The organism is Enterobacter sp. 940_PEND (assembly GCF_001059415.1).
GTDB lineage: Bacteria > Pseudomonadota > Gammaproteobacteria > Enterobacterales > Enterobacteriaceae > Enterobacter > Enterobacter cloacae_M.
Genome location: NZ_JUMS01000146.1, coordinates 69,868 through 87,004 on the forward strand (window position 1 = coordinate 69,868; position 17,137 = coordinate 87,004).

The 17,137-nt window shown below is 57.1% G+C and carries 15 protein-coding genes; 8 read left to right on the forward strand and 7 right to left on the reverse strand.

Annotated features, from left to right (window positions below; all coding sequences use genetic code 11):
• Positions 1-72 precede the first annotated feature (72 nt).
• Both bcp and ADJ24_RS20630 read right to left on the reverse strand, forming a co-directional pair.
• Positions 73-543, reverse strand: coding sequence for a thioredoxin-dependent thiol peroxidase (gene bcp / locus ADJ24_RS20625; RefSeq protein WP_023308759.1), 471 nt, complete (start codon positions 541-543; stop codon positions 73-75).
• Positions 543-1,112, reverse strand: coding sequence for a glycine cleavage system transcriptional repressor (locus ADJ24_RS20630; protein ID WP_023308758.1), 570 nt, complete (start codon positions 1,110-1,112; stop codon positions 543-545). Before ADJ24_RS20630 ends, bcp begins: the two co-directional genes overlap by 1 nt.
• 145 nt (positions 1,113-1,257) lie before the next feature.
• On the opposite strand from ADJ24_RS20630, the gene dapA reads away from it, so the two are divergent.
• From dapA to ypfH, 6 genes are all read left to right on the forward strand, one after another.
• Complete coding sequence (gene dapA / locus ADJ24_RS20635) at positions 1,258-2,136, forward strand: 4-hydroxy-tetrahydrodipicolinate synthase (RefSeq protein WP_023308757.1); 879 nt, start codon at positions 1,258-1,260, stop codon at positions 2,134-2,136.
• A 16-nt stretch (positions 2,137-2,152) separates the two neighbouring features.
• Positions 2,153-3,187, forward strand: coding sequence for an outer membrane protein assembly factor BamC (bamC, locus tag ADJ24_RS20640; RefSeq protein ID WP_023308756.1), 1,035 nt, complete (start codon positions 2,153-2,155; stop codon positions 3,185-3,187).
• Positions 3,188-3,296: 109 nt separating this feature from the next.
• Entirely contained in the window at positions 3,297-4,010 is a 714-nt protein-coding gene (purC, locus tag ADJ24_RS20645) for a phosphoribosylaminoimidazolesuccinocarboxamide synthase (protein ID WP_023308755.1), read from the forward strand.
• 120 nt (positions 4,011-4,130) lie between these two features.
• Positions 4,131-5,000 (forward strand): neutral zinc metallopeptidase, encoded by an 870-nt coding sequence (locus tag ADJ24_RS20650; protein WP_023308754.1) that lies wholly within the window; start codon positions 4,131-4,133, stop codon positions 4,998-5,000.
• Positions 5,000-6,946, forward strand: a complete 1,947-nt coding sequence (locus ADJ24_RS20655; RefSeq protein ID WP_023308753.1) for a tRNA(Met) cytidine acetyltransferase TmcA — start codon at positions 5,000-5,002, stop codon at positions 6,944-6,946. Before ADJ24_RS20650 ends, ADJ24_RS20655 begins: the two co-directional genes overlap by 1 nt.
• A 73-nt stretch (positions 6,947-7,019) precedes the next feature.
• Positions 7,020-7,715 carry an esterase gene (gene ypfH / locus ADJ24_RS20660; RefSeq protein WP_023308752.1) on the forward strand — a complete coding sequence of 232 codons (696 nt, stop codon included), beginning with the start codon at positions 7,020-7,022 and terminating at the stop codon, positions 7,713-7,715.
• A 38-nt stretch (positions 7,716-7,753) separates the two neighbouring features.
• On the opposite strand, the gene ADJ24_RS20665 is transcribed toward ypfH, so the two are convergent.
• Genes ADJ24_RS20665 through ADJ24_RS20675 form a run of 3 tightly spaced genes read right to left on the reverse strand, consistent with a single transcriptional unit; the run spans position 7,754 to position 9,464 of the window.
• Complete coding sequence (locus ADJ24_RS20665; protein ID WP_023308751.1) at positions 7,754-7,951, reverse strand: hypothetical protein; 198 nt, start codon at positions 7,949-7,951, stop codon at positions 7,754-7,756.
• Between the two features lie 24 nt (positions 7,952-7,975).
• Complete coding sequence (dapE, locus tag ADJ24_RS20670) at positions 7,976-9,103, reverse strand: succinyl-diaminopimelate desuccinylase (protein ID WP_023308750.1); 1,128 nt, start codon at positions 9,101-9,103, stop codon at positions 7,976-7,978.
• A 10-nt stretch (positions 9,104-9,113) separates the two neighbouring features.
• Positions 9,114-9,464, reverse strand: coding sequence for an ArsC family reductase (locus ADJ24_RS20675; RefSeq protein ID WP_023308749.1), 351 nt, complete (start codon positions 9,462-9,464; stop codon positions 9,114-9,116).
• A 387-nt stretch (positions 9,465-9,851) separates the two neighbouring features.
• Here ADJ24_RS20675 and ypfM point away from each other — a divergent pair, with 387 nt between their 5' ends.
• A complete protein-coding gene (gene ypfM, locus ADJ24_RS25210; protein WP_015572204.1) occupies positions 9,852-9,911 on the forward strand; it encodes a protein YpfM in 60 nt (19 codons plus the stop codon).
• A 109-nt stretch (positions 9,912-10,020) separates the two neighbouring features.
• Here ypfM and acrD read toward each other — a convergent pair whose 3' ends face one another.
• Together acrD and narQ are read right to left on the reverse strand one after the other, a co-directional pair.
• Positions 10,021-13,134, reverse strand: coding sequence for a multidrug efflux RND transporter permease AcrD (gene acrD / locus ADJ24_RS20680; protein ID WP_023308748.1), 3,114 nt, complete (start codon positions 13,132-13,134; stop codon positions 10,021-10,023).
• Between the two features lie 142 nt (positions 13,135-13,276).
• Positions 13,277-14,971 (reverse strand): nitrate/nitrite two-component system sensor histidine kinase NarQ, encoded by a 1,695-nt coding sequence (gene narQ, locus ADJ24_RS20685; protein WP_023308747.1) that lies wholly within the window; start codon positions 14,969-14,971, stop codon positions 13,277-13,279.
• 152 nt (positions 14,972-15,123) lie between these two features.
• Here narQ and aegA point away from each other — a divergent pair, with 152 nt between their 5' ends.
• Positions 15,124-17,100, forward strand: coding sequence for a formate-dependent uric acid utilization protein AegA (gene aegA / locus ADJ24_RS20690; RefSeq protein WP_023308746.1), 1,977 nt, complete (start codon positions 15,124-15,126; stop codon positions 17,098-17,100).
• Positions 17,101-17,137: the final 37 nt, after the last annotated feature.

Below are 17,137 nucleotides of genomic sequence, written 5' to 3' on the forward strand. Positions count from 1 at the left end.
ACTCCGACCCTCTCCTATGGGAGAGGGGGAAAACAATAAAAACGGCAACCTGGGTTGCCGTTTTGCTGTTTATCAGGCGTTCTCTTTCAGCCAGTTCAACACCACGTCGTGGTGGTTGCTGGTTTTAAAGTCGTCAAACACATGTTCAACTTTACCGTCAGCGTCAATCAGGAAGCTGATGCGGTGAATGCCGTCGTAGGTTTTACCCATAAACGTCTTCTCGCCCCAGACGCCGAACTGCTCGCATACCTGATGGTCTTCATCAGAAAGCAGCGTGAAGTTCAGCAGCTCTTTTTCAGCAAATCGTGACAGCTTTTCTGGTTTATCCGTGCTGATACCCAGCACTTCCACGCCGACTTTTTTCAAGTCGTCCATGTTGTCGCGTAAGCCGCAGGCCTGTACGGTGCAGCCGGGGGTCATGGCTTTCGGGTAGAAATAGACCAGAACACGCTGTCCCTGGAAGTCGGTCAAATTTACTTGCTCGCCGTCTTGATCCGGTAAGCTAAATTTCGGTGCGATGTCACCGGCTTTCAGTGGGTTCATTACTCAACTCCATCCTGTTCGTGCTGCGAATAATTGACGACGCTTATACTGCCCTGCGCGTTTAATTCTGTACAGAGGGCTTTGAACGCTTGCTCGATATTTGACGCATCCTGTGAGGCAGGGCTGTGCGCGGTAATTTGAATAAACAGCACCGGAAGACCATGGTCATCGCTTGTCTGCGTACGGGAAACCAGTTCGGCAATATTCATCTGGTGACTGTCAAAAAGCGCCGTGAAACGCTCAATCAGATGCGGAGAATCAGGCACTTCAACCTGTACCCAGACGGTAGAAGGCAGTGCCGGACGCGGACGCGCGGTGGTGCGCTTCATGACAATCAGCAAATCCAGTTCGGCCCCTTTCAGCGGCAGGGTCGATTCAATCAACGTAATGGCGTTCCATGTCCCGGAAAGCAACATAATAAATGTGAACTCTTCGCCAAGCATCGCCAGACGGCTGTCTTCGATATTACAGCCGCAGCTGCTTACGTGACGGGTGATGGTGTTCACGATACCCGGCCTGTCGGCACCCAGCGCAGTGATAACCAGGTAATGTTGTGATGAGGTTGTCAAACCTGTTCTTCCTTTGCATGGTTAAGTCTTCCTAAGGAAAGCATAAAAAAAACATGCATACAACCGCCTGAGAGCCTCAGGTCGCTTGCTTTTATTACAGTTCCAAACGTAACATTGAGGCTCTTGTTCGCACAGAGGATGGCTCATGTTCACGGGAAGTATTGTCGCGCTTGTTACACCGATGGATGAAAAAGGTAATGTCTGCCGGTCAAGCATGAAGAAGCTCATTGATTACCATGTCGCCAACGGAACCTCGGCGATCGTTTCGGTAGGGACTACCGGTGAATCCGCAACGCTGAGCCACGACGAGCACGGCGATGTGGTGATGCTGACCCTGGAACTGGCGGACGGACGTATTCCGGTCATCGCGGGGACAGGGGCTAATGCAACCGCAGAAGCTATCAGCCTGACCAAGCGTTTTAACGACAGCGGCATCGTTGGCTGTCTGACGGTGACCCCTTATTACAACCGTCCTACTCAGGAAGGTTTGTTCCAGCACTTCAAAGCCATCGCTGAACATACTGACTTGCCACAAATTCTGTATAATGTGCCGTCCCGTACCGGTTGCGATATGCTGCCGGAAACCGTTGGTCGTCTCTCGGAAGTAAAAAATATTATCGGTATTAAAGAGGCGACAGGGAACTTAAGCCGCGTTCATCAGATCAAAGAGCTGGTTTCAGACGACTTTATCCTGTTGAGTGGTGATGATGCGACCGCGCTGGACTTTATGCAGCTCGGTGGTCATGGCGTGATCTCCGTAACGGCAAACGTTGCGGCGCGCGATATGGCAGAAATGTGCAAACTGGCCGCAGCCGGTCACTTTGATGAAGCGCGTGTCATTAATCAGCGTCTGATGCCGCTGCACAATAAATTATTTGTCGAACCCAATCCGATCCCAGTGAAATGGGCATGTAAGGAGTTGGGACTTGTAGCATCCGACACGCTGCGTCTGCCAATGACACCGATTACCGACCACGGTCGTGACATCGTCAGGGCGGCGCTGAAGCATGCCGGTTTGCTGTAGAGTTTAGGGAGATTTGATGGCTTATTCAGTACAGAAGTCGCGCCTGGCGAAGGTTGCGAGTGTTTCGCTTGTTATGCTGCTCGCTGCCTGTAGTTCAGATTCGCGCTACAAGCGCCAGGTGAGCGGTGATGAATCCTATCTGGATGCGACCCCGCTTGCTGAACTTCACGCACCGGCTGGTATGATCCTGCCGATTCAGAACGGCGATTATAATATTCCCGTGACCAACGGCAGCGGCCCGGTCGGTAAAGCGCTTGATATTCGTCCGCCAGCACAGCCTCTGGCACTGGTCAACGGGGCGCGTACCCAGTTCACCGGTGATACGGCGTCTCTGATGGTTGAGAGCGCGCGCGGTAGCACGCTGTGGCCGCAGGTTGTCAGCGTCATTCAGTCGAAGAACTACACCATCGATAAACGCGATGACGCCAGCCAGACGTTAACCACCGACTGGATCGAATGGAACCGTCTGGATGAAGACCAGCAGTACCGCGGTCGCTATCAAGTCTCCGTTAAACCACAGGGTTACCAGCAGGCGGTTAACGTTAAGCTGTTGAACCTGGAGCAGGCGGGTAAACCGGTTGCGGATGCCGCGTCCCTGCAGCGTTACAGCACGGAAATGCTGAACGTGATTGCCGCGGGTCTGGATAAGACCGCTACCGATGCCGCCAACGCCGCGCAGAGCCGCAACGGCGCGACCTTCGATGTACAAAGCGGTGCGGATGATACCGGCCTGCCAATGCTGGTGGTGCGTGCACCGTTTAACCAGACCTGGCAGCGTCTGCCAGCGACGCTGGAAAAAGTGGGCATGAAAGTGACCGACAGCACGCGTTCAACCGGCAGCATGACGGCAACGTATAAGCCGCTCTCCGACAGCGCATGGCAGGAACTGGGCGCGAAAGATCCTCAGCTTGCCTCCGGTGACTACAAGATTCAGGTAGGCGACCTTGATAACCGCAGCAGTCTGCAGTTTATCGATCCAAAAGGTCACACGCTGACCCAGTCGCAGAACGATGCGCTGGTCGCTGTCTTCCAGGCAGCATTCAGCAAATAAATACGAGGGCTGGTGAATCCAGCCCTTTTTATTTTAGTGCTACGCAAACGTGTGCGTGGCATAATATCCCCAGTTTTGAACACAAATCATCACACCAGGAGTAATGAAGATGCAGAAGCAAGCTGAGTTGTATCGTGGCAAAGCGAAGACCGTATACAGCACGGAAAACCCGGATCTGTTGGTGCTCGAGTTCCGCAATGATACGTCAGCAGGGGATGGCGCACGCATTGAGCAGTTCGATCGTAAAGGCATGGTGAACAACAAGTTTAACCACTTCATTATGACCAAACTGGCCGAAGCGGGCATCCCGACCCAGATGGAAGCGTTGCTGTCCGATACGGAATGTCTGGTGAAAAAACTGGATATGGTTCCGGTTGAGTGCGTTATTCGTAACCGTGCGGCGGGCTCCCTGGTGAAGCGTCTCGGCATTGAAGAAGGTATCGAACTGAATCCACCGCTGTTCGACCTGTTCCTGAAAAACGATGCCATGCACGACCCGATGGTCAACGAATCTTACTGCGAAACCTTCGGCTGGGTGAACCAGAAGAACCTGGCGCGCATGAAAGAGCTGACCTACAAAGCCAACGACGTGTTGAAAAAACTGTTTGATGACGCGGGCCTGATCCTCGTCGACTTCAAGCTGGAGTTTGGTCTGTTCAAAGGCGAAGTGGTGCTGGGCGATGAGTTCTCACCGGACGGTAGCCGCCTGTGGGATAAAGAAACCCTGGATAAAATGGACAAAGACCGTTTCCGTCAGAGCCTGGGTGGTCTGATTGAAGCGTACGAAGCGGTTGCTCACCGTTTAGGCGTTAAGCTCGACTAACTTCCTCACTTGCCAAAGGATGTTTGCATCCTTTGGCGTCTTACCTTTGTTTCCTATGGTAATCTTGCCGTTAACCGCCTACGATCATAGCTATTATAAATGGAATAGTTCGAGGTGGTTATGCGCTGGCAAGGGCGTCGTGAAAGTGACAATGTAGAAGACAGACGCAGTGATGGCGGCGGCGGTCCTTCAATGGGTGGGCCAGGCTTCCGGTTACCCAGCGGCAAGGGCGGTATCATCCTGCTGATTGTGGTTTTAGTCGCGGGGTACTACGGCGTCGATCTCACCGGTTTAATGACCGGTCAGCCGCTGCAACAGCAGCAGCATTCTCAGCGCTCCATCAGCCCGAATGAAGATGAAGCGGCCAAATTTACCTCCGTTATTCTCGCCACAACAGAAGACACCTGGAGTCAGCTGTTTGAGAAGATGGGGCGTACCTACCAGCAGCCGAAGCTGGTGATGTACCGGGGGGCAACCCGCACCGGATGCGGTACCGGGCAATCTGTGATGGGGCCGTTCTACTGCCCGGCAGACGGCACCGTCTATATCGATCTCTCTTTTTACGATGACATGAAACGCAAGCTTGGTGCCGACGGTGATTTTGCCCAGGGCTACGTGATCGCGCATGAAGTAGGCCATCACGTGCAAAAGCTGCTGGGGATTGAGCCAAAAGTGCGCCAGCTCCAGCAAAATGCGTCTCAGGCTGAAGTGAACCGCCTTTCCGTTAAAATGGAACTGCAGGCGGACTGCTTCGCGGGCGTCTGGGGCCACAGCATGCAGCAGCAGGGCGTGCTGGAATCCGGCGATCTTGAAGAGGCGTTAAATGCCGCTCAGGCTATCGGTGACGACCGCCTTCAGCAGCAAAGCCAGGGGCGCGTCGTGCCGGACAGCTTCACTCACGGTACCTCACAGCAGCGCTATAGCTGGTTTAAACGCGGCTTCGACAGCGGCGATCCGGCGCAGTGTAATACCTTCGGCAAAGCGATGTAATGCTGCAGTTTGAACAGCTGATAAGCGAGCTTGAGCGCACCGGCCATCGTCGGCTGGTGGTGCTCAGCGGCGAGGCGCAGTGGACGTTAACCCAGGCACTGGCCCTGCGTGACGCCTTGCCCGGAGACTGGGTAAGGCTTGACGAACATCCTTCAAAAGCCATCAGCGGTCTGCTGGGACGCGAGTTCCGGCATGCCGTTTTTGACGCCAGCGTCGGGTTTGATGTCGCCGCGTTTGCCGCCCTGAGCGGAACGCTAAGCGCCGGAAGCCTTCTGGTGCTACGGGTTCCGCCGCTCGACGCGTGGTCCGGGTTGCCAGACTGCGATTCACTGCGCTGGAGCGACGGCGCCGAAGCGATAGCCACGCCGCATTTTGTCCACCATTTCTGCCGGACGATTGCCGCCGATCCCGACGCGATTGTCTGGCTTCAGGGCCGCGCGTTTTCCCTTCCGCCTTTACTCGACGCGCCAGACTGGCAGCCTGCCAGCGGCGCACCGCAGCGCGAGCAGGCTGAGATCCTGGATGTGCTGCAGGGGATGGCGGAGGGCATCGTGGCCGTTACCGCCGCGCGCGGGCGCGGAAAATCAGCCCTGGCAGGCATGTTGCTGAACCGCATTGCGGGCAGCGCCGTGGTTACCGCGCCGTCGAAAGGGGCGACGGATATCATCGCCCGCTTCGCCGGAGAGCGTTTTCATTTTATGGCCCCGGACGCGCTGCTTGCCTCTTCACGCCGGGCTGACTGGCTGATTGTTGATGAAGCCGCTGCTATCCCCGGACCTCTGCTGGAAAAGCTGGCTTTCCGTTTCCCTCGCGTGTTGTTGACCACCACGGTGCAGGGCTATGAAGGGACGGGCCGGGGATTCCTGCTTAAATTCTGCGGTCGGTTTACCGGGCTGCAGCGCTACAGCTTATCTACACCGGTACGCTGGGCGGCGGGCTGCCCGCTTGAGCGGGTTGTCGCCAGCGCGCTGCTGTTTGACGATACGCTGATCGACCGCCGCCCGGAGGGAGAGGTGCGTTTAACCTCCCTGACCCCGGAGGCCTGGGAACGCCGCCCGGCGCTTGCAGCGAGCGTATACGAGCTCCTCTGCGCGGCGCATTATCGCACCTCGCCGCTCGATTTACGCCGCATGATGGACGCGCCCGGGCAGCAGTTTGCCGTTGCAGAAACGGACCCTGATATCGCCGGGGCGCTCTGGCTGGTGGAGGAGGGCGGGCTCTCCCCTGAGCTTAGCCGCGCCGTGTGGGCAGGATACCGGCGTCCGCGCGGTAACCTGGTGGCGCAGTCTCTGGCGGCGCACGGCGGCTCTCCGCTGGCGGCGACGCTCAGAGGACGTCGGGTGACCCGTATTGCCGTACATCCTCACCGTCAGCGGGAAGGGATTGGCCAGGCGCTTGTTCGCAGCGCCAGCGGCGAAGATTATCTGTCGGTGAGCTTCGGCTATACCGATGAGCTTTGGCGTTTCTGGCAGCAGTGCGGCTTTGTGCTGGTGCGGATGGGCAGCCATCGTGAAGCCAGCAGCGGCTGCTACACCGCGATGGCGTTGCTGCCGCAGAGCGAGGCCGGGCGTCAGCTGTGCGAGCAGGCGCAGCGGCGTCTGAAGCGCGATGCGCGGGTGCTATCGGCCTGGAACGGTGAAAAGATCCCCGTGGAAGACGGCTGGGAAGCTACCCTTAATAATGACGACTGGCTGGAGCTGGCGGGGTTTGCTTTTGCGCATCGGGCGTTTTCAACCTCGGTTGCCGCACTGACGCGGCTGTTGTTAACCGTGGACATGCCGCTTCCGGCCCTGCGTGGGAAAATGGAAGGGAAAGTGGAAGACGTCGGGCGAAAAGCGTTGCTGGCAACGTTGCGGAGTGAAACCGCGCAAGCGCTTGAAAGCCTAGATTATCCGCGCTGCCAGCAGTTGAAAGAAGACATTTTGCAATGGCAATTTTTTCAATGACTTCTTCAGTAAAGTGGCATGGTCATTCACGTCGGGAGGCGTAGAATCCAGGTCATCTATTAAGGAGACCACCATGAAACACGACCATTTTGTTGTTCAAAGCCCTGACAAACCGGCTAAACAGTTACTGCTTCTGTTTCATGGCGTTGGCGATAATGCCGTCAATATGGGTCAGATTGGCAGCTGGTTTGCGCCCGTTTTTCCGGAGGCATTGATTGTCAGCATCGGTGGCGTAGAGCCATGTGGTCCGAACGGACGCCAGTGGTTCTCTGTTCAGGGCGTAACGGAAGAGAATCGTCAGGCTCGCATCGACGCCATCATGCCGACCTTTATCGACATCGTCCGCTACTGGCAGCAGCAGAGCGGCGTGGGTGCTGACGCGACCGCGCTGATTGGCTTCTCGCAGGGGTCAATCATGTCGCTGGAAAGCGTAAAAGCGAAGCCGGGTCTGGCGTCACGCGTCATCGCGTTTAACGGCCGCTTTGCGACGTTACCGACAAGCGCGACCACGCAGACCACGATCCACCTGATCCACGGTGGTGAAGACCGGGTGATTGAGCTCTCGCATGCGGTTGCCGCCCAGGAAGCGCTGATTCGCGAAGGCGGGGACGTGACGCTGGATATCGTGGACGATCTGGGCCACGCGATTGACGACCGTAGCATGCAGTTCGCGCTCGATCGTTTGCGCTATACCGTACCGAAGCACTACTTTGATGAAGCGCTCAGCGGCGGTAAGCCGGATAACGATGATATTGTAGAGTTTATGTGAGGTTTCCCCCTCTCCCGGGGAGAGGGGGAACTTAACGATTACTTCTTCTGGTCCTTGTTCGGCCAGTCGTCGTCATCGTCCCACTTGTCGTTAAAATCACGGTGCGGGGGAAGATCCGGTTTGTTGGCGAGAAATTTTTTATGGTCAACGCGCTTAAGATCTTTAATCACGTTCAGCAGTACGCCGACCAGAAAAACTAACACCAGAATCCACCAGTACTTTGAAAGCCAATCCATTCGCTATTCCTCTCAGAGCGTTCGTCAGGTGACGAGTTGCTCCATAATACGTTGATACATACGGGCCAGCAGTTGCAAATCTGCCGCATTGACACACTCATTGATTTTATGAATGGTTGCGTTCACTGGACCCAGTTCGACAACCTGGGCGCCCATACGGGCGATAAAGCGTCCGTCTGAGGTGCCACCCGTTGTCAGCAGCTGTGGCTTAATTTCATTATAGTGCTCGATGGCGTTCACCACCGCATCCACCAGTTTGCCACGCTGCGTCAGGAACGGCTGGCCGGAAAGCCACCACTCCACGGTGTAGCGCAGGTGATATTTTTCCAGCAGTGCGACGACGCGCGCCTTGATCGTCTCATCGGTCAGTTCGGTGCTGAAGCGGAAGTTAAACTGGACGAAGTAATCACCCGGGATCACGTTGTTGCTGCCGGTCCCGGCCTTGACGTTCGCGATCTGCATGCTGGTCGGCGGGAAGAATTCGTTGCCTTTATCCCACTCGATGCCCACCAGCTCGCTCAGCATCGGCGCAGCGCGATGAACCGGGTTATCGGCCAGATGCGGATAAGCAACGTGCCCCTGAACGCCGTGAATGGTCAGGTTACAGGTCAGCGAGCCGCGGCGCCCGTTTTTGACGACATCGCCCACCACTTCGGTACTGGACGGCTCACCAACCAGACAGTAGTCGAGACGCTCGTTACGCGCCATCAGCGCTTCAACGACCTTCACGGTACCGTTATGGGCGCTGGCTTCTTCGTCGGAGGTGATTAAAAACGCCAGACGGTTTTTGTGGTTTGGATGCTGAGCCACAAAGCGTTCTGCCGCCACGACCATCGCCGCCAGCGAGCCTTTCATGTCTGCCGCGCCGCGACCAAACAGCATGCCGTCGCGGATAGTCGGCTCAAACGGCGGGTTGATCCAGCGATCCGCGTCACCGGCGGGAACGACGTCAGTATGCCCGGCAAAGGCCAGCGTTTCACCCTGGCCGCGCCACGCCCAGAAGTTCTGGGTATCGCCAAAATCCATGCGTTCAACGGTAAAACCGATGGCACGCAGGCGCTCAATCATAAGTGCCTGACAACCTGCGTCGTCCGGGCTAAGGGAAGGACGGCGAATAAGCTGCTGAGTCAGCTCAATGACCGGGCATGACATAAACTACACCTCAACGAAAAAAGTCGGAATAAAGGGTTTCACTGAAACCCAGCAGCATAGGCTGCCCTGGCGCGCAGAGCAATGGGCGTTTGATAATTGCCGGCATCTCGAGCATCAGTTTTGCCGCGCTGTCGGCGTCGTTGATGCTGGCGCGCAGAGATTCGTCCAGCTTACGCCAGGTGGTGCCGCGCGTGTTCAGCAGTGCTTCCCACCCCAGTTCGCCGATCGCGCTATGCAGAAATTCTGCATCAAGCCCGTCGGCACGGTAATCGTGGAAGCGATACTCCACGCCGTTTGCTTCCAGCCAGCGGCGGGCTTTTTTGATGGTGTCGCAATTTTTAATGCCGTACATCACAATCATGGTGAATCCTTTTGACCTAATGATGATTAAATGTTCAGTAAATTCGAAGATATATCCTTAAGTGGAATATAACACATTCAGGAATCGTCTGGATTTACACTTCTTCTTAATTCAACTCACATCTGTACGCTGAATATTCTTTCACCCTTTAAGCATAGATGTCCATAAAGTTTAAATTTCGAATAAACTCAGCGGGTAAAATAAAACTCACCCGTTTGGAGGGTTATTTCAAAATATTGCCAGCCGTCACAAAAAATTGAGACCTCTCCGTTCATATTTATCATAAATCCCCGCAGGACGTGGGGTACAATCACAGCAATTGGTTAAATAGTCTTCACAATGATGGTCCGTTTTTGTAGAATGCGCATAATAATAAGAGAGGTTGTTATGATTGAACGTGAACTGGGGAACTGGAAAGATTTTATCGAAGGCATGCTTCGTAAATGACATTCAGTAAGAATTGCAAGAGCACTAAAATAAGTAAAATAACCATAGTGTGAATTAATCACACAATAAAAAGGCGGCCGATAATGCCGCCTTTTTTTATTTCAATCACTTACTCAGCGCGTTCCTTTAGCGGGAAGCGACGACGCACCAGCACAAAGAACAACGGCACGAAGTAAATGGCCAGAATGGTTGCCGAAATCATGCCGCCCATCACCCCCGTCCCGACGGCATGCTGGCTGCTGGAGCCTGCGCCCGTACTGGTTGCCATCGGCAGTACGCCAAAGATGAACGCCAGCGACGTCATCAGGATCGGGCGTAAGCGCTGACGGCAGGCGTGCAGCGTGGCGGCCATCAGCTCGTGGCCTTTGGCATTCATCTCGTTGGCAAATTCAACGATCAGAATGGCGTTTTTCGCCGATAGCCCAATTACGGTGAGCAGACCCACCTGGAAATAAACGTCGTTCTCGAGGCCGCGCATCCAGGTCGCCAGCAGCGCACCGATAACCCCAAGCGGCACGACCAGCATGACGGAGAACGGGACTGACCAGCTTTCATACAGTGCGGCAAGGCAGAGGAAGACCACCAGCAGAGAGAGTGCGTAAAGTGCGGGAGCCTGCGCGCCGGAGAGACGCTCCTGGTAGGACATGGCCGTCCACTCCAGACCAAAACCGGCGGGCAGCTGCTGCACCAGTTTTTCCATGGTATCCATGGCGGTACCGGTACTGACGCCCGGCGCGGCTTCCCCGACGATTTCAACCGCAGAGTAGCCGTTATAGCGCTCCAGACGCGGCGAACCGCTCTCCCAGTGCGAGGTCGCAAAGGCAGAGAACGGCACCATGCCGCCAGCGTTATTCCTGACAAACCAGCGGTTAATATCGTCCGGCAGCATGCGGAACGGCGCGGCGGACTGGACATACACTTTTTTCACGCGGCCGCGATCCATAAAGTCATTCACATAGCTCGAGCCCCACGCCGTTTGCAGGGTGTCGTTGATATCGTTGATCGAGACGCCCAGCGCCTGCGCCTTACGCTGATCGATATCCACCTGCAGCTGCGGGCTGTCGTCAAGACCGTTGTGGCGAACGCGGGTCAGGTCAGGATCGTTGCCCGCCAGCGCTAACAGCTTATCGCGTGCCGCCATCAGCGCCGTGTGGCCCGCGCCGGCGTGATCCTGCAGCTCCATATCAAACCCGGCAGAACTGCCCAGACCGCTTATCGCCGGCGGGCTGCTGGCGAAGACGCGCGCCTCTTTAATATGCGCAAAGGCTTTAGTCGCACGTTCAATGATGGCGAATGACGTTCCGGTTTTGGTATCGCGCTCGTCCCAGTCCTTCAGACGAACAAACATGCGGGCGACGTTCTGCCCGTTTCCGCCCGGGCCAGAGCCCACGGTGGAGAAGACCGACACAACGTTATCTTTCTCTTTGGTGAAGAAGTACTGCTCCACTTTCTGGACCACTTTCAGCGTCTGCTGCTGCGTTGCGCCGCTCGGAAGCTGCACCGAGGTGGTGAACATACCCCGGTCTTCCATCGGCAGGAACGAGGTGGGGAGATGCATAAACAGCCAGACCATGCCGCCCAGCAGCACAACATAAATCATCATCCAGCGCAGGCTGCGGTGAAGCACTCGCCCGACGGCAGATTCATATCGCGCGGCATTGCGGTTGAACATCCGGTTAAACCAGCCGAAGAACCCTTTTTGGCCGTGATGCTCCCCTTTGTGCAGCGGCTTCAGGATTGTGGCGCAGAGCGCGGGGGTGAGGATCAATGCGACCAGCACGGAGAGCACCATTGCCGAGACGATGGTTATCGAGAACTGGCGGTAGATCGCCCCGGTTGTGCCGCCAAAGAAGGCCATCGGGATAAAGACGGCCGACAGCACCATCGCAATACCGACCAGCGCCCCCTGAATTTGCCCCATGGATTTGCGCGTCGCCTGGCGCGGCGAGAGTCCTTCTTCGCTCATGATGCGCTCGACGTTTTCAACCACCACGATGGCATCATCCACCAGAAGGCCAATCGCCAGCACCATCGCAAACATCGTCAGGGTGTTAATGCTGTACCCGAACGCGTAAAGCACCGCAAAAGTCCCCAGCAGCACCACGGGGACGGCAATGGTTGGGATCAGCGTCGCACGGAAATTTTGCAGGAACAGGTACATCACCAGGAACACCAGCGCGATGGCTTCCAGCAGGGTCTTCACCACGTCCTCGATCGACGCTTTAACGAAGGAGGTGGTTTCATAGGCGACTTTATACTCCAGCCCGTGCGGGAAATACTGTGAAAGCTCGTCCAGACGGTCCAGCACCAGTTTCGCCGTGGCCATTTCATTCGCGCCGGAGGCAAGCTTTATCCCCAGACCGGAGGCCTGATTGCCGTTAAAGCGGCTCAGGTAGTCGTATTTCTCCGCCCCCATTTCCACCGTGGCGACATCGCCGAGACGCACTTCCGACCCGTCCTGATTCACGCGCAGGGTAATGTTGCGGAACTGGTCCGGCGTCTGCAGCAGAGATTGTGAATTAATGGTGGCGTTCAGGGCCTGTTTATCGACGGACGGCGTTCCCCCCAGCTGCCCCACCGCAATCTGGGCGTTCTGGGCCTTGATGGCATTCGTCACGTCGGTTGCCGTCATCTGGACGCTGTTCAGCTTGTTGGGATCGAGCCAGATGCGCATAGAGTATTGTGAGCCGTAGGCGTCGATATCCCCGACGCCGTTGATACGGCTGATGGGATCCTGAATATTACTGGCGACGTAGTCCGCGATGTCCTGTTTATCCATCGAGCCATCTGTTGAGACAAACGCGATGGTCAAAATGTTGGTATCACCGGTTTTACGCACGGTCACGCCCTGATTCTGCACCGCCTGGGGCAGCTTGCGCATGGCCGACTGCAGCTGGTTTTGCACCTGCTGCACCGCTTCGTCCGGGTCCGTGCCCGCCTTAAAGCTCAGGGTCACCGTCGCCTGGCCCGTGGCGCTACTTTGCGAGGACATGTACATCAGGTTATCCAGACCCGTCATGTTCTGCTCGATAACCTGCGTCACGGTGTTTTCCAGCGTTTGTGCGGAAGCGCCGGGGTAGTTTGCCGTTACGCGCACGTTAGGCGGTGCCAGATCGGGGTATTGCTCAACAGGCAGTGAAGTAATCGCCAGGACACCTGTCAGACACAACAGGATGGCAAGCACCCAGGCAAAAATGGGGCGATCGATGAAAAAATTCGCCATGAAAGAGTGACCTCGTTTTGCTGCACGTCATTATTGTTTATTGCCCGCATAACTTTAGCGGTAAGGCCCAGGCCAAACGTGGAGAAATAAAGGAGATAATGTAAATTATCATGCGCTTTTCCCTGCGCTTCCCTCTTTACCGTTATTTACCCGTTAACGGCGTGGGCGCCGGGAACGTCACGCTGACCAGCGTGCCGCCGTTTTGCGGCTGCGAGAAGTGCAGCATCCCGCCGAGCCGCTGCGCGCGTTCGCGCATAATGTTCAGGCCGTAGTGTCCCGGCGGCTCGCTGGCTTCGCCAATCCCGATGCCGTTGTCACGAATGCTGACGCTGTGCGTACCGTCCATGGCGGTCACGCAGCTGACGGTGATCTCGCTGGCCTGCGCGTGCTTAATGGCGTTCAGCACGGCCTCACGCACGATCTGCAGCAAATGCACCTGCTTTTGCGCGTCCAGCGCCAGCGAGGAGAGACGGCAGTCGAGATGCAGCTTCGCCTGCGTCTGGCTCTGAAGGACGTCGAGAGACTCCTGCAGCGCCGCGGGTAAGTTCGCGTGGTTCAGCGTCAGGCGGAAGGTGGTGAGCAGCTCGCGCAGCTGCTGCCAGGCATTGTTCAGCTCGCGGGAGAAGTCGGTGATGATGGTCTGCGCCGGGATATTTTCCTCGGGCACTGCGCGTTTGAGCAGCGCAAGCTGAATGCGCAGATACGACAGGACCTGCGCCAGCGAATCGTGCAGCTCGCGGGCAATGGTGGCGCGCTCTTCCATCAGCAGCAGCTGCTGGTAATGTTTTTGCGCCTGGTTAAAGTACAGCCCGCGCCCGAGCATGGTCGCCACGCTTCTCATCAGCGGAAGGGGAACGCTGTCCGTCTCGCTTTGCCAGCGCAGCTCGCCATAAAGGGTGTCCTGCATCAGTACCGGCAGGTGCTGCAGAGGAATGCCATGTGACTCCGTCCCTTCAGACAGCCGCCAGTCGTCGCTGGTGCGCAGTTCGAGATAATTCATCTGCGTATAGTCATGGACAATCTGCAGGATATGCCGGAAGCAGTGGCTGTCTATCTGGCCGGTATTCAGCGCCTGAGAGCATTTGAACAGCATGTCGAGCTGCTGGTGGGCTTCATGCAAATGCCGCGTCTTTTCCGCGACCGAGGCTTCGAGCGAACGGTAGAGCGTAGCCAGCTCGGCGGACATGTGGTTGAAGGCGCGGGAGAGTTGGCCCAGCTCGTTCGGCAGGGCGGTATCCGGTGCCGGGGTTGTAAATTCGCCACGCTCAACCCGTTCGCTGGCCGCCACCAGATTGTTAAGCGGCAATACCACCTGGCGACGGATGCGTCGCAGGGTAAACAGCGTCAGCAGCAGGATCCCGAGAGCGCCCGCCAGCGAGAGCAGGGTCACCGTCTGAATTTTATGTTCGGTGTAGTGCTGAAGAGCGAGCACAAAGGCATCAATGCGGCCAACAAAATCCTCAATGTGGGTTTGATACCACGCGCTGTCGCCGCGGGCGATGCGCGCATCCATTTCCAGCCACGCCACGTGCAGCTGCTGGTAGCGCGCTTTTACATCGTCCGGGACGTACCAGCGGTTCAGCTTCTGCAGGGCAGGCGCGCTCAGCGTCCGTTGCCAGCTGTCGCGATGCGCGGCAAGGGAAGGGCTGTTGCGCTGCATCTCGTAGCCCAGACGATAGCTCTGCATGCGCAGCGAACCCGCGATATTAATGGCTTCGGCGTCACGCTGGCTGCTGGCAAGCGTCAGCAGCGCGACGGTGCTGGTCAGCACGGATAAGGCAATTATCGAAAAGAAAGCCCAGGCAAGGCTTCCGGAAACGGGTCGTTTGACGGTCACAGAACGGCTCTCTGAATAAAATTGATCTGCTACAGGTTCACTGTAAATAATTCGGCATTCCGGGCATTTGAACATTGCCCGATCGCGCCGTGATGCGTAAATACCATATTCATATAAAGAATAAGGTTATTGAACCAAAAACAGGTGTGGTTATGAATCGTTTTATTATGGCTAACAGCCAGCAGTGCATCGGGTGTCGCGCCTGCGAAGTGGCCTGCGTGATGGCGCACAACGATGAGCAGCACGTCCTGAGCGAGCGCCATTTTCACCCCCGCATTACGGTCCTGAGGTCCGGCGAGAAGAGTAGCCCCGTCACCTGCCATCACTGTGAAAATGCGCCCTGCGCGCAAAGCTGTCCAAACGGCGCCATCAGCAAATGCGATGACAGCGTACAGGTGAATCAACAAAAATGCATCGGCTGTAAGGCCTGCGCGGTGGCCTGCCCGTTTGGCACGATGGAGATTATCGTCACCCCGCTCGACAGCGGCAGCGTGAAGGCTTTGGCGAATAAATGCGATCTCTGTCTGACGCGGCCACGCGGCCCGGCCTGTATCGAAAATTGCCCGGCAGACGTTCTCTCCCTCGCGACGCCTGCTGTCCTTGATAATCTGGCGAAATCGCGCCGCCAGCGCACGGCCTGCCTGGAAGCGCAGCCCTGGCATGCGGAGGCCGTCAGAGAAGACGCTTCGCGCACCAAACTGCAGCAGATGCAAACAACCCCGCCACGCGGCGAGCCCGATAAACTCTCTGCCGCAGAGCGCGTGGGCCATTTTAACGAAATTTACCTGCCGTTTCGGGCCGAACAGGCCGCCCGCGAGGCGTCGCGCTGCCTGAAATGCGGCGAGCACAGCATTTGCGAATGGACCTGCCCGCTGCATAACCACATCCCGCAGTGGATCGAGCGCCTCAACGCGGGGGATATCGCCGGCGCGGTCGAGCTTTCTCATCAGACCAACTGTTTACCTGAAATTACCGGCCGCGTCTGTCCGCAGGACCGATTATGCGAGGGTGCCTGCACAATACGTGAAGAGGCGGGATCCGTGACCATCGGTAACATCGAGCGCTATATCTCCGATCGGGCGCTGGCGATGGGCTGGCGGCCGGATATTTCCGCCGTCACGCCGTCAGGTAAACGAGTCGCGATCGTCGGCGCCGGGCCCGCCGGGCTGGCGTGCGCCGACGTGCTGGCGCGCCGCGGAGCGAGTGTGACGGTCTATGACCGGCATCCGGAAATTGGCGGATTGCTGACCTTTGGCATCCCGGCATTTAAGCTGGACAAATCGCTGCTCGCGCGGCGCAGAGAGATATTTACCGCGATGGGGATCCGCTTCGAGCTGAACTGCGAGGTGGGTCAGGACGTGTCGATGTCTCAGTTAAAGCAGGATTACGACGCCCTGTTTATTGGCGTGGGAACCTACCGCTCGATGAAGGCGGGTATCCCGCACGAGGACGCGCCTGGGGTCTATGACGCGCTGCCTTTCCTGGTGGGCAACACGCGACACGTTATGGGGCTGGAGGCGACGGCCAGCGAACCGTTCATCGACACCCATGGCTTAAACGTGGTGGTGCTTGGCGGCGGCGATACCGCGATGGACTGCGTCCGCACCGCGTTACGCCACGGCGCGGCGAAGGTAACCTGCGCCTATCGTCGGGATGAGGCCAACATGCCGGGCTCGAAGAAAGAGGTGAAGAACGCCCGAGAAGAGGGCGCGGCGTTTGAATTTAACGTTCAGCCGGTTGAGCTGACGCTGGATCCGAACGGTAAGGTCAACGGTATCCGGATGCTGCGTACCGAGCTCGGTGAACCGGACGCGCAGGGACGGCGTCGGCCCGTTCCGGTAGCGGGCAGCGAGTTCGTGATGGCGGCAGATGCGGTCATCATGGCGTTTGGTTTTAACCCGCACGCGATGCCGTGGCTGCAGGCGCAGGGTGTCGAAACGGATGACCGGGGGCGGATCGTTGCTTCGGTCGAGAGCCGCTACCGTTATCAGACGACTAACCCACAGATCTTCGCCGGGGGCGATGCGGTACGCGGTGCGGATCTGGTGGTGACCGCAATGGCGGAAGGGCGTCATGCGGCGCAGGGGATACTCGACTGGCTTGGGGTTAACGCGCCAAAACATCATTAAACCGGCGGGCGACAAAGCGGGATTCACGGCGTAGTAT

Coding starts and splice junctions, on each gene's coding strand:
- purC (WP_023308755.1), top strand. CDS start 3,297: ATGCAGAAGCAAGCTGAGTTGTATCGTGGCAAAGCGAAGACCGTATAC.
- aegA (WP_023308746.1), top strand. CDS start 15,124: ATGAATCGTTTTATTATGGCTAACAGCCAGCAGTGCATCGGGTGTCGC.
- bamC (WP_023308756.1), top strand. CDS start 2,153: ATGGCTTATTCAGTACAGAAGTCGCGCCTGGCGAAGGTTGCGAGTGTT.
- dapE (WP_023308750.1), bottom strand. CDS start 9,103: ATGTCATGCCCGGTCATTGAGCTGACTCAGCAGCTTATTCGCCGTCCT.
- ADJ24_RS20665 (WP_023308751.1), bottom strand. CDS start 7,951: ATGGATTGGCTTTCAAAGTACTGGTGGATTCTGGTGTTAGTTTTTCTG.
- ADJ24_RS20650 (WP_023308754.1), top strand. CDS start 4,131: ATGCGCTGGCAAGGGCGTCGTGAAAGTGACAATGTAGAAGACAGACGC.
- ADJ24_RS20675 (WP_023308749.1), bottom strand. CDS start 9,464: ATGATTGTGATGTACGGCATTAAAAATTGCGACACCATCAAAAAAGCC.
- bcp (WP_023308759.1), bottom strand. CDS start 543: ATGAACCCACTGAAAGCCGGTGACATCGCACCGAAATTTAGCTTACCG.
- ADJ24_RS20655 (WP_023308753.1), top strand. CDS start 5,000: ATGCTGCAGTTTGAACAGCTGATAAGCGAGCTTGAGCGCACCGGCCAT.
- acrD (WP_023308748.1), bottom strand. CDS start 13,134: ATGGCGAATTTTTTCATCGATCGCCCCATTTTTGCCTGGGTGCTTGCC.
- ypfH (WP_023308752.1), top strand. CDS start 7,020: ATGAAACACGACCATTTTGTTGTTCAAAGCCCTGACAAACCGGCTAAA.
- dapA (WP_023308757.1), top strand. CDS start 1,258: ATGTTCACGGGAAGTATTGTCGCGCTTGTTACACCGATGGATGAAAAA.